The organism is Novosphingobium hassiacum, assembly GCF_014196055.1.
Classification (GTDB): domain Bacteria; phylum Pseudomonadota; class Alphaproteobacteria; order Sphingomonadales; family Sphingomonadaceae; genus Novosphingobium; species Novosphingobium hassiacum.
In genome coordinates this window covers 1-10,522 of sequence record NZ_JACICY010000031.1, presented here as the reverse complement: position 1 = coordinate 10,522, position 10,522 = coordinate 1, and the positions used below count along the sequence as shown (strand labels likewise).

Genomic DNA, 10,522 nt, shown 5'->3' with positions numbered 1-10,522 from the left:
TGAAATTGCCACTGGACGGGTTTCGACCATTACGCACGCAAAACCGCCAATCAGAGGCTTAGCGTACGTTTACGACCAGATTCTGCGATGCCCCCGCAACGGCCAGGCAGCCGGTTCCATCCGCGACGCGCTGGGCGCGGCGTTCGGCTCGTTCGACCGCTGGGAAGCCGACTTCCGCCGTACCGGGATGAGCCTTGCCGGCGGATCGGGCTGGTGCGTGCTCGTCTACAATCTCCACACGCGCTCGCTGCACAACCATTGGGCGTGGGATCATATGCACGGTGCGATTGCCGGCGTGCCGCTGCTCGCGCTCGATATGTACGAGCACAGTTTCCACATGGATTACGGCACCGCCGCCGCCAAATATGTCGACGCCTTCTTCCGCAACATCGACTGGGAAGTGGTCGACCGGCGCTATGCCGCGGCTTTGCGCGGCGGCGGCTGAACCCGACCGCCGTGGCTTAACACCCACTGCTGCGCGACACCTGAGTTCGCGACCACAAAGGGGACAGGTCCGATGGGGAGATGCAACAATGACATCCGGCCCGAACATCGCTCTTCTTTGGCGTGGGCAAGCAGCCGAGTGGACGCATCGCTTTCATGAAGCCCGGCAGTGGCCGATAATGCAGGCCTTGCGGGCGCTCGGGGCGACCGCAAGGCCTGTACTGTACAGGGACGAGGCGGTTCGCGAGATTCGGGACGAGCTGCTGTCGTGCGACGCAGTGCTGGTCTGGGTGAATCCGTTGGACATTTCAGGCGACCGCTCGCAGCTCGATCCAATGCTGCGCGAAGTCGCGGGGTGCGGCGTTGTCGTCAGCGCGCATCCTGACGTGATCGCCAAAATCGGCGTCAAGGAAGTGCTCTACACAACGCGCTCCATGGAATGGGGCAGCGATGTCGATCGATACGTGGACGCTGAAGGCCTTCGCGCTCGTTTCCCCGAACATCTTGCCGCAGGCCCGCGCGTGCTGAAGCCGAACTACGGCAACGGCGGCAGGAATGTATGGCGTGTCCAACTAGACGAAGCGGGAAACGCTCCGGCTTTGAAAACGTCGGTGAAAGTTCAAGAGGCCCGCCAAGGAAGCAAATCGGAGCGCATCAGCCTAGCCGAGTGCTTGGAAAGGTGGGTGCCGTTTCTAAACGACGGCGGCGTGCTGATCGATCAGGCTTATCAGCCGCAGTCGTCCGAGGGCATGGTCCGCTGCTACGTGTGCGGGCACCGAGTGGTTGGCTTTGGGCACAACCTGATCACTGCGCTGATGACGCCAACGGCCATTGATACAACGTCGTCAACCCCACAGCCGATGGGCCGCGCCATGTTCGGACCGGAGGTGACGCGCTTCGCAGCCTTACGGAAAGCGATGGAGGATCGCTGGATTCCAGAGATGCAAAGGTTGCTGTCGATCGCCGACCACGATCTTCCGCTTCTTTGGGACGCCGACTTCCTATTTCGCCCTGGTGAAGCCATCAGCGATGGCTCCTATGCGCTTTGCGAGATCAATGCTAGTTCGGTTGCACCATTTCCGCCAAGCGCCGTCCAGCCAGTCGCCGCAGCGGCAATCGGTCGCGCTCTTGCCATTCGTTTGACGAAGGAGACCTCCAATCCTCATTGATATGATTCAAGCAATTCAAGAGACGTGACATTGGTCGTATCAATCAGACAAGCCTAAGGGTGAGCGAGGCTGGGTGAAACCGGCTCAGGTGGCAGCGCGGAGATACTGGTAGAGGGTTTCGCGACTGATCCCCAGGTCACGGGCGATGACGGCCTTGCGCTCGCCGTCATCAACACGGCGGTGCAGCTCGGCGACCATTTCGTCGGAGAGGGAACGTTTCCGCCCGCGATAAGCACCGCGTTGTCTGGCGACCGCAATGCCTTCGCGCTGCCGCTCCCGGATCAGGGCGCGCTCGAATTCGGCGAACGCACCCATGACCGAGAGCATCAGGTTGGCCATCGGGGAATCCTCGCCCGAGAAGGCCAGGCTTTCCTTCACGAACTCGATCCGGACGCCTCTTTTGGTGAGGGACTGAACCAGTTTGCGCAGATCGTCGAGATTACGCGCCAATCGATCCATGCTGTGGACCACGACGGTGTCACCCTCGCGGGCGAAGGCGAGCATGGCATCGAGTTCGGGGCGGTTGATGTCCTTGCCCGATGCCTTGTCGGTGAAAATCCGGTCGAGCGACTGCCCGTCCAACTGGCGATCGACATTCTGATCGAATGTGCTCACCCGGACGTAACCGATCCTCTGGCCTTTCATCGCCGCCTCCGGTCAAAATGTCAGGTTGAATTCTATGACACGGCGGAACATGCGTCAATAAATGCTTGCCATAACCCTATCCTGACAGAAACCGCCGCTGCATCCTGACGTCCGGTTAGGCTATACTCCAGATTGACGCTAGCCTGTCGCTCTCGACTCGGGATGGAGGCAGGATGGCGCGGCGGCGATTATTGACCGGAGAAGAAAGGCGTCGCCTGTTCGATATCCCCCATGACGAAACCGCGATCGTCGGCCACTATACCCTTGCCGCCGAGGATCTCGAACTGGTCGGTCGCCGCTATCGCCCTGCCAACCGCCTCGGTCTGGCAACGCAGATCGCGCTTATGCGGCATCCCGGCTTCGGTTTGCAGCCCGACGTCGACGTCCCCGATGCGGTCCTTCACTATCTCGCCGCCCAGCTCTTCGTCGATGTTGATGCGTTCGCCGACTATGGCCAGCGCGCGCAAACACGTAACGATCATGCCGACATTGCGGCACGGCATCTGGGGCTACACCCTTTTCGGCGAGGGGATATACCGCTCGCGCTCGATCTCGCCGCAAGAGCTGCGGAGCGGACCGATCGGGGCGAACCTATTGTCCGCGCATTGATGGAGGGGCTGAAGCAGGAACGCTTCATTCTTCCATCGGCAGACACGCTCGAACGTGCGGGCCTCGCCGGCAGGGCACGCGCCCGCAAAGCCGCGGCGGCGCTCATTGTCGAAAGCCTGGGTCATGCCGAACTGGCGCGGATCGATGATCTGATCGTCAACAACAGCGACTTCGGCATGACGCCGCTGGCCTGGCTGCGCAATTTCGAGGAAGCGCCCACCACGGCGAACATCAACGGGCTGCTGGAACGGCTACGCTATGTGCGCGGAATCGGCATCGACCCGGCGATCGGCGCGAAAATCCCCGACTTCCGGTTCGCGCAGTTCATGCGCGAAGGTGGCGTTGCGCCGGCGTTCCTGCTCTCCGATTATAGCCTTAACAGGCGCCGCGCGACGCTGATCGCGGCGGTCATCGACCTCGATGCCAGGCTCGCCGATGGTGCGATCCAGATGTTCGACAGGCTTGTCGGAAGCCTGTTCACACGGGCGCGGCGCGGGCGGGAAAGGCGCTATCAGGACAGCATCCGCTCGGTCGGCGAACTTATGCGGCTGTTCGGCGCGACGATCGCCGCGCTGGGAGAGGCGGTCGAACATGGCGGTAATCCGCTCGAACTGATCGACGAAGCGGTAGGCTGGCACAGACTGGTCGCAGCCAAATCGCAGGTCGATGCGCTGGCCGAGCTGGCGGGCGAAGATGCGCTTGTCGCGGCGACTGGTCGCTATGCGACGCTGCGGCGGTTCAGCCCGGCTTTCCTCGATACATTCACGTTCAAGGCATCGGGGAGCGGATCGCAACTGGTCAAGGCCATCGAGGTCATCCGCGATACCAATGCCCGCAAGGCCCGCAGCCTGCCCGAGGGCGTTCCGCTCCCATTCGCCAACCGGCAGTGGAAGCGCCTCATCACCGAAGGTGGCCAGGTCGATCGCCGGCGATACGAGACGGCCATCATGGCCACGCTGCGCGATCGGTTGCGCGCCGGCGACATATGGGTCGAAGGAACCCGCAATTATCGCCGCTTCGACACCTATTTGCTGAGTCGACGCGATGCCGATAAGGTGGCCGACAGCCTGCCATTCCAGACCGATGCGGCCGCCTATCTGGAGGAGCGGGCAAGGACGCTCGACTGGCGGCTGCGCCGTTTCGCCAAGCAACTCAAGGCGAACAGGCTCGCGGGCGTGGCGCTCGAACGCGACCGGCTCAAGCTGCAACCCATGCCGGCGATCACTCCACCCGAGGCGGAGGCTCTCGATCGCAGGCTCGACGCCTTGCTTCCGCGCGTGCGGATCACCGAACTCCTGGTCGAGGTGGCCGAGCGCACCGGGTTCCTGAGCGCATTTCGCGATCTTCGGTCCGGCAAGGAGCATGACAACCCGCACGCGATCCTCGCCGCCATTCTCGCTGATGGATCGAATCTGGGTCTAGAGCGCATGGCCAACGCCAGCGACGGGGTGAGCTACGCCCAGCTTGCCTGGACCCACAACTGGTATTTGTCGCCCGAAAACTATCAGGCCGCGTTGGGGATGATCGTTGCCGCGCACCATGATCTTCCTTTCACGCGCCATTGGGGAGCCGGCACTAGTTCATCCTCCGATGGGCAGTTCTTCCGCTCGGGCCGCAACCGATCGGCGGCGGCCGACATCAATGCGAAATATGGCAGCGAGCCGGGCCTGAAGATCTACTCCCACCTGTCCGATCATTTTGCCTCGTTCGGATCGCGGATCATGTCGGCCACCGCCGGCGAGGCCCCCTACGTGCTGGATGGCCTGATGCTCGGCGCCGGCGCGCTACCGCTGCATGAGCATTACACTGATACCGGCGGCGCGACGGACCATGTCTTTGCCCTTTGCCATCTTCTCGGCTTCCGGTTCGTGCCCCGTCTGCGCGACATCGCCGACCGGAAACTCGGCTCGATCGCCGCGCCTTCGACCTACAAAGGCATCGAAAGCCTCATGGGCCGCACGATCAAGACGGCGGCGATCGAAGCCGATTGGGATGACATCGTCAGGATCGTCGCCTCCATTAAGGAAGGAGCCGTTGCGCCCTCCGCGATCCTGCGCAAGCTGGCCGCCTACAAGCGCCAGAACAGGCTGGATTTTGCGCTGGCCGAACTCGGCCGCATCGAGCGGACGCTATTTGCGCTCGACTGGCTTGAACAGCCCGACTTGCGTCGCGCCTGCCAGGCCGGCCTCAATAAAGGCGAAGCACGTCATACCCTTGCCGCCGCGATCTACACCAACCGACAGGGGCGGTTCACCGATCGCTCGATCGAGAATCAGGAATATCGGGCATCGGGCCTCAATCTGCTGATCGCGGCGATTTCTTACTGGAACACCGTCTATATGGACAGGGCCGCCCAGCATCTCCAATCATCCGGCGGCACCTTCGATGATGCGCTGCTTGCCCATCTCTCGCCGATGGGCTGGGTGCATATCAGTTTGACCGGCGACTATCTGTGGCAAAGGGCAAACCGGCTCTCCCCTGGCGAGTTCCGCACCCTCAACGATCCCATGGCCCGCCTCAAACTCGTGGCATAGCCAGTGTTCTCATTATGTCCGCCAAATCGTTGTCTGGCGCACAAACCTTGAGGTGACGCCCAAGACGGCCGCGCCGGGATATGACGTTTACGCGCTCTATGACGAATGGGTGTCGTGGTGGCACGACATGGGCAAGCCGGAGCTGAAAAGCCCCGCCGGGGCGTTCCTCGGATTCTGCAAGAAGCGGCACCAACGCAAGCCGCTGCGCTGATTCATCCTATGCGGGCATGTTTACTTGCCCGCATGTTTGCATGTGAACATGCGGGCGTATGGCCGTTGCGGCGCAAGGTTTTCCCGATCAGCCGAAGGTGAAAAACGTGGGCCGCGACGAACACGCTTCCAATGAATATCAGGGACGGGAACAACATTCCCTCCTGGCCGGGCCTTGGTGTCAGGGTCATCGCTACAACATTGAACAGCGCCAGCGTGCAAATCGCCAGAAAGGGAGTAAGGCTAAAAACGAAAGCGCGAGGAGCGGTTCGGACTACTGATCTGGAAAGAGGTTCGGAGCGAGTAAGGAGCCATTGCATCGGCAGCTCCTTTTCCTGCCGAAAGCGGGCATTTGCCCGGATAGACAATCCGATCATCACCAGTGCGAAGATGGCGGACACGATCAGCACGGCCATGAACATTTCCCCAACGCCAAATGTTTGCATGTGAACATGCTCACTTGCCTACAGGGCTTTCCCCCATCTTGCGCAGCCAGTCGTTGAACGCCTCGGCCATTGCGTCCTGTAGGCTCATCCCGTTCTTGCGGGCGGTCATGTGCATGGCGAAGGACATTTCCGGGCTGAAATAGCCCGTCATGGCCTTCTTGCCCTGACGGCTCGGCGCAACCGTGCTGCTGCTCGATCCGCTGCCGGTGCCGGTGCTGCTGGCGATTGGCGCGGCCGCCCTGCCCTCTGGCTCGGCCGTCGCCGGTGACGGCGCGGGATCGCGGCCCCGCAATGCAAGCAATGATCCTTTCCGGCTGCTCATGCGCTGGCCCTCCGCTTCCTAGATGCTTGCATGTTTACATGCTCGCATGTCCACTTGTAAAGCTGGCGCACCTCGTCGGCCGCCTTGCCGTCCGGCTCCACCTCCATCGCGGTCTTGCCCTCGGCCGCCGCGTGGCGGAAGGCGGCGCGATCCGCGATATGGTGGGGGCAGGCGTCCAGCCCATAATCCTGCACGAGCTGCGCCGCTTCCTCATACATGCGCGGCGCGGTCGGGCTTCCCGCCGTGAAGATCACGAAAGCGGGCTTGCCGCGCATCTTCACCAGGCTGGCGGTCGTCTTGATCGCGGCTAGGTCGAACGCGCTCGGCCGACAAGGGATCAATACCAGGTCGGCCGCCTCGACGGCGGCGCTGGCCGCGCTGTCGGCATGGGGCGGGGTGTCGATCACGATGAACGCCGCGCCCTGGGCCGTCGCCTGCTCGATCTTGGCGGCGAGGCGAGGGGGGGCGCTGTCGATCACGACCGGGGGGGCGTCCTGTCGCCATGCCGCCCATTGGCTCGCCGTCGCCTGCGGGTCCAGGTCGATCACCAGCGCGGTAGCGCCGGAATCCTCGGCGGCGGCGGCCAGGTGCAGGGCGAGGGTGGTCTTGCCCGCGCCGCCCTTCTGGCTGATGATCGCAATTGTTGGCATGTGAATATCCTTACATGACCGCATGTTTGCATGTGGTCATATCGCAAGCGGCGGCTGAATGAAAGAGGGAAGGGGCTATCAGGATTTGGGTCTTGAAAATAATGCAACTCTGCATTACCTTGGTCTGATATGGAGGTAATGACCATGACGACATTAAGCGTAACCGCGCGGGGCCAGGTGACGTTTCGGAAGGATATTCTGAAACATCTCGGCATCCAGCCCGGCGGCAAAATCAGGCTCGACCTGCTGCCCGATGGCAGAGCGGAACTGAAAGCGGACCAGCCAAAGGGTTCGTGGCGGGCGCTGCATGGGATGTTCAAGGGGAAGGGCGACGCTCCCCGGTTCACGATTGAGGAAATCAACGACGCTATCGCGGAAGCGGGCGCTGCTGCTGGCGTGGCCGGTCTGGACGATAAATGAAGATCACGGCCGACACGAACGTCTTGCTGCGCCTGGTGCTGGCGGACGACGAAGCGCAGGGCCTCGCCGCCGTCGAGGCGATGGAAAGCGCAAACCACGTTGCGATCAGCGTGCATTCGCTATGCGAACTCGCCTGGGTTCTGGAACGGCTCTACAAGAAAACCCGGCCCGAAATTGCCGCCGCGCTCCGGGGCGTAATCGAAGCGGAGAATGTCGTCGTCAATCGCCCTGCGGTGGAAGCGGGCCTGGCTATCCTCGATGCGGGCGGCGACTTCGCGGACGGGGTAATCGCCTTTGACGGCCGATTCCACGGCGGGGAGACGTTCGTGTCTTTCGACAAAACGGCGGTCAAACTGCTGAAAGGGCAGGGGGCCGCCGCCCTGCTGCTGAAATAGCCATCCGCGCGATATTCATCTGGCATGGGGAAAGCACCGGCAACGCCGGTGTTCCCGTCACGATCTGGCGACGATCGAGCTGACGGAGCGAGGCAGGGGACAGGCACGGCATGTCGCGGCGAGCTGGGCCGAAGCGCCGACGATCGCGCTCTTCCCGGCGAGCCGGCGGCGATCAGCAACGAGCAGTGGGTTGAGCTTCAATGAGATGGGAACGTCTGGCACCTACGCCAAAGCCCATTTACTCCGTAAATCCCCCGCCACATAATTCGCAAATTATTAATTGAGATGCTTAATGATGCCCACAATTTCTCTCGGGAAGGGGCATCATGATCAATTCCGTCTCCAACACGTCTTTTCTGAAGCAGAGTGCTGTATCGTACTCAGTGGCTGCGAAAGACAGCTCGTTCGCGCAGACCCTGGCATCATCAACGTCAAGTGGGACCAAGGTAACGATTTCTGATGCCGCCAAGGCCAAGGCAAACACTGCGGACTTCGATTTCGACTTTAACTACTCTGTGAATCACACCCATGAAGAATACCAGACTTACTTATCTGAGGGGGCAAAGAACGTCAGTCAGCAGCAAGGCTTGCCTGAAGGGCAATATGACTTCAGCAGGATGAGTGCCAAACAAGCGATGGTGGTAATGAACGACGCCATCGTCAATCGTGGCGTGAGCCTGGACGATATAGGTGTTTTGCCAGGATTTTCGTCGGACAATATGACCTGGCAGGGTGGAAAAGCCGTATATTCCGATACGCCTATGGATGCTTTTTCCCACGTTCTAAGCCAGAAAATTTCGAAAGACGGGGAAGTGTTTGGCATCTCCAAAGAGACGCTCGCGTGGATGACCAGTGTCCAGAGCGGGCAGCTATCGCCATCGGTGAATACTGCCATTTTTGATGTGATTGGTACATCGCCAAACTCAAACAGGCACTTATCCTAGTGGATTGATTCCAACGTTTGGTGCCCGCGACGGACAGCGGCGATGATTTCGTCAGGATCGGCTTTCCAGATGAACGGTTTGGGATCGCCATTATGTTCGCAGATAAAGCGATTGATGGCGGCCTGCAGATCGACGACCGAATGGAACACGCCATTTTTCAGACGCCTGCGGGTCAGCTTGGCAAAGAACCCCTCGACGGCATTGAGCCATGAGCAGGACGTCGGGACAAAGTGGAAGGCCCATCGCGGATGCCTGTCCAGCCATGCTCTGACTTTTGGCTGCTTGTGGGTGGCGTAGTTGTCCAAGATGACGTGGATTGCCTTGTCCTTGGGCATCTCGGCCTCGATGGCATTGAGAAAGCGGATGAACTCCTGATGCCGGTGCCGCTGCATGTTGCGGCCGATCACCGATCCGTCGAGAATATTGAGCGCGGCAAACAGGGTCGTGGTCCCGTTGCGCTTGTAGTCGTGGGTCATTGTTGCGCCGCGGCCGCGCTTCAGCGGGAGGCCGGGCTGGGTGCGGTCGAGCGCCTGGATCTGGCTCTTCTCGTCGACCGACAGCACGATGGCGTGGGCCGGCGGCGAGACATAGAGCCCGACAACATCGTGCAGCTTTTCGGCAAATGCCTTGTCGTTGGACAGTTTGAAGCTGCGCCAGCGATGGGGTGCAAGACCATGATCATGCCAGATCTTCACCACAGAAGAAGCCGCGATGCCCACGGCTTTGGCCATCGCCCGCACCGTCCAGTGGGTGGCCTCATGGTCTGGCGACGCCAGCGTCAGCTTGACGACTTTGTCGACCACCGCCTTATCGAGAGGGGCGATCCCCGGCGGCCGGCTCTTGTCCCTGAGCAGGCCATCGACGCCCTCAGCCATGAAGCGCTCCTGCCAGCGCCACACGCATGGCTTGGATTTTCCCGTCGCCGCCATGATCGCCTGCGTGCCAAGACCCTTTGCCGTCGCCAGAATGATCCGGGCTCGCCAAACATGTTTCTGAGGAGAACCACGCGCGGCGACGATCGCCTCAAGCCGTTTCGTGTCCTCCGATGTGACCTCAATATGGATACCGGTGCGCATGCCTCCGTCTCGCATGCAAACTCGCAGGTGGGAATCCCAAAACTGGAATCATCCGTCTCGATCAATCCACTAGCTCATAGCAATTCGGCCTCAGGGCTGTAACCCTGAGGCCGAAACGTTGTCAAAAATGAACAGCGATCACAAAATATTGATCGTATCAGTAATCCAGTTGAACGGAGAAAATGCATTCTGAGTGGAAACAGAAAATAGGCCGCCAGATTGGCCATCCAGAGAAAACTCTTTATCGTAGCCGATATAAATATTACCTGGATTGCACGTGCGCGTGGGTGCCGCAGCAGTTCCGCAAAGCGGAATGGTGTTTACTACGGTATTCGAAATCAGTGTTCCATTCAATTTCACTGTATGGACAGATTTACCGTAGCCGATCTCCCGCACAACCACGCGAAGCTGCGTCCCTCCATGATCCCGAACGGTCGCGCTTTGATACTCGCTAATGGGCTCAACGCCTTGATCCGTTGATTTGACCTCAAAAATCATCACCTTGGTCAGCGGCGGCGCAGACTGCGCTTGCGCCGCGCTCGTGATCAGCGACAAAGCAACGGCTGAGAGCCTGATCCGAAACTAAGTTGAGTGGTATCAGTGGGTTAGCTTGACGCGAGCCCAAGTCGTTGATTCAGGTGGTTTTGCGAAGACTACC

General features: G+C 60.5%; 13 protein-coding genes and 1 pseudogene. 8 read left to right on the top strand and 6 right to left on the bottom strand.

Annotation, left to right across the window (positions count from 1 at the left end):
• Both GGQ88_RS20610 and GGQ88_RS20605 read left to right on the top strand, forming a co-directional pair.
• A partial coding sequence (locus GGQ88_RS20610; protein ID WP_246386414.1) for a superoxide dismutase occupies positions 1 to 445 on the top strand: 445 nt, incomplete at its 5' end.
• 88 nt (positions 446 to 533) lie between these two features.
• Positions 534 to 1,613: a Cj0069 family protein gene (locus GGQ88_RS20605; protein WP_157784811.1), complete on the top strand. Its 1,080-nt coding sequence runs from the start codon at positions 534 to 536 to the stop codon at positions 1,611 to 1,613.
• Positions 1,614 to 1,697: 84 nt separating this feature from the next.
• Here GGQ88_RS20605 and GGQ88_RS20600 read toward each other — a convergent pair whose 3' ends face one another.
• Positions 1,698 to 2,258: a recombinase family protein gene (locus tag GGQ88_RS20600; RefSeq protein WP_017184234.1), complete on the bottom strand. Its 561-nt coding sequence runs from the start codon at positions 2,256 to 2,258 to the stop codon at positions 1,698 to 1,700.
• A gap of 173 nt (positions 2,259 to 2,431) precedes the next feature.
• Here GGQ88_RS20600 and GGQ88_RS20595 point away from each other — a divergent pair, with 173 nt between their 5' ends.
• Both GGQ88_RS20595 and GGQ88_RS20590 read left to right on the top strand, forming a co-directional pair.
• Entirely contained in the window at positions 2,432 to 5,401 is a 2,970-nt protein-coding gene (locus tag GGQ88_RS20595) for a Tn3 family transposase (protein ID WP_008603805.1), read from the top strand.
• A 52-nt stretch (positions 5,402 to 5,453) separates the two neighbouring features.
• On the top strand, positions 5,454 to 5,612 hold the full coding sequence (locus GGQ88_RS20590) for a hypothetical protein (RefSeq protein ID WP_246386413.1): 159 nt from the start codon (positions 5,454 to 5,456) through the stop codon (positions 5,610 to 5,612).
• A gap of 1 nt (position 5,613) precedes the next feature.
• On the opposite strand, the gene GGQ88_RS20585 is transcribed toward GGQ88_RS20590, so the two are convergent.
• From GGQ88_RS20585 to parA, 3 genes are read right to left on the bottom strand one after another with little or no spacing between them, the layout of a single operon-like run.
• The gene (locus GGQ88_RS20585; protein ID WP_183615302.1) at positions 5,614 to 6,027 is read right to left on the bottom strand and encodes a hypothetical protein; all 414 of its coding nucleotides are present in this window, start codon (positions 6,025 to 6,027) and stop codon (positions 5,614 to 5,616) included.
• A 40-nt stretch (positions 6,028 to 6,067) separates the two neighbouring features.
• Entirely contained in the window at positions 6,068 to 6,379 is a 312-nt protein-coding gene (locus tag GGQ88_RS20580; RefSeq protein WP_183615301.1) for a ribbon-helix-helix domain-containing protein, read from the bottom strand.
• Positions 6,376 to 7,029, bottom strand: a complete 654-nt coding sequence (gene parA / locus GGQ88_RS20575) for a ParA family partition ATPase (protein ID WP_183615300.1) — start codon at positions 7,027 to 7,029, stop codon at positions 6,376 to 6,378. The genes GGQ88_RS20580 and parA overlap by 4 nt, the downstream gene beginning before the upstream one ends.
• A gap of 138 nt (positions 7,030 to 7,167) precedes the next feature.
• Between parA and GGQ88_RS20570 the strand changes: the two genes are divergently transcribed.
• From GGQ88_RS20570 to GGQ88_RS20560, 4 genes and pseudogenes are all read left to right on the top strand, one after another.
• Positions 7,168 to 7,449 carry an AbrB/MazE/SpoVT family DNA-binding domain-containing protein gene (locus GGQ88_RS20570; RefSeq protein WP_246386412.1) on the top strand — a complete coding sequence of 94 codons (282 nt, stop codon included), beginning with the start codon at positions 7,168 to 7,170 and terminating at the stop codon, positions 7,447 to 7,449.
• On the top strand, positions 7,446 to 7,844 hold the full coding sequence (locus GGQ88_RS20565; protein WP_183615299.1) for a type II toxin-antitoxin system VapC family toxin: 399 nt from the start codon (positions 7,446 to 7,448) through the stop codon (positions 7,842 to 7,844). The genes GGQ88_RS20570 and GGQ88_RS20565 overlap by 4 nt, the downstream gene beginning before the upstream one ends.
• 2 nt (positions 7,845 to 7,846) lie before the next feature.
• Positions 7,847 to 8,028 (top strand): annotated as a pseudogene (locus GGQ88_RS21510) (histidine phosphatase family protein); the annotation flags it as partial.
• Between the two features lie 142 nt (positions 8,029 to 8,170).
• Positions 8,171 to 8,788, top strand: a complete 618-nt coding sequence (locus GGQ88_RS20560) for a hypothetical protein (protein WP_183615298.1) — start codon at positions 8,171 to 8,173, stop codon at positions 8,786 to 8,788.
• On the opposite strand, the gene GGQ88_RS20555 is transcribed toward GGQ88_RS20560, so the two are convergent.
• Positions 8,785 to 9,864, bottom strand: a complete 1,080-nt coding sequence (locus GGQ88_RS20555) for an IS630 family transposase (RefSeq protein WP_183615297.1) — start codon at positions 9,862 to 9,864, stop codon at positions 8,785 to 8,787. The two genes, GGQ88_RS20560 and GGQ88_RS20555, sit on opposite strands and share 4 nt — an antisense overlap.
• Positions 9,865 to 10,002: 138 nt before the next feature.
• On the bottom strand, positions 10,003 to 10,419 hold the full coding sequence (locus GGQ88_RS20550) for a DUF4879 domain-containing protein (protein ID WP_183615296.1): 417 nt from the start codon (positions 10,417 to 10,419) through the stop codon (positions 10,003 to 10,005).
• Between the last annotated feature and the right edge of the window lie 103 nt (positions 10,420 to 10,522).

Excerpts from the sequence above, each read along its gene's own strand:
- GGQ88_RS20560 (WP_183615298.1), top strand. The coding sequence starts at position 8,171 with ATGATCAATTCCGTCTCCAACACGTCTTTTCTGAAGCAGAGTGCTGTA.
- parA (WP_183615300.1), bottom strand. The coding sequence starts at position 7,029 with ATGCCAACAATTGCGATCATCAGCCAGAAGGGCGGCGCGGGCAAGACC.
- GGQ88_RS20580 (WP_183615301.1), bottom strand. The coding sequence starts at position 6,379 with ATGAGCAGCCGGAAAGGATCATTGCTTGCATTGCGGGGCCGCGATCCC.
- GGQ88_RS20570 (WP_246386412.1), top strand. The coding sequence starts at position 7,168 with ATGACCATGACGACATTAAGCGTAACCGCGCGGGGCCAGGTGACGTTT.
- GGQ88_RS20605 (WP_157784811.1), top strand. The coding sequence starts at position 534 with ATGACATCCGGCCCGAACATCGCTCTTCTTTGGCGTGGGCAAGCAGCC.
- GGQ88_RS20565 (WP_183615299.1), top strand. The coding sequence starts at position 7,446 with ATGAAGATCACGGCCGACACGAACGTCTTGCTGCGCCTGGTGCTGGCG.
- GGQ88_RS20585 (WP_183615302.1), bottom strand. The coding sequence starts at position 6,027 with ATGGCCGTGCTGATCGTGTCCGCCATCTTCGCACTGGTGATGATCGGA.
- GGQ88_RS20600 (WP_017184234.1), bottom strand. The coding sequence starts at position 2,258 with ATGAAAGGCCAGAGGATCGGTTACGTCCGGGTGAGCACATTCGATCAG.
- GGQ88_RS20595 (WP_008603805.1), top strand. The coding sequence starts at position 2,432 with ATGGCGCGGCGGCGATTATTGACCGGAGAAGAAAGGCGTCGCCTGTTC.
- GGQ88_RS20555 (WP_183615297.1), bottom strand. The coding sequence starts at position 9,864 with ATGCGCACCGGTATCCATATTGAGGTCACATCGGAGGACACGAAACGG.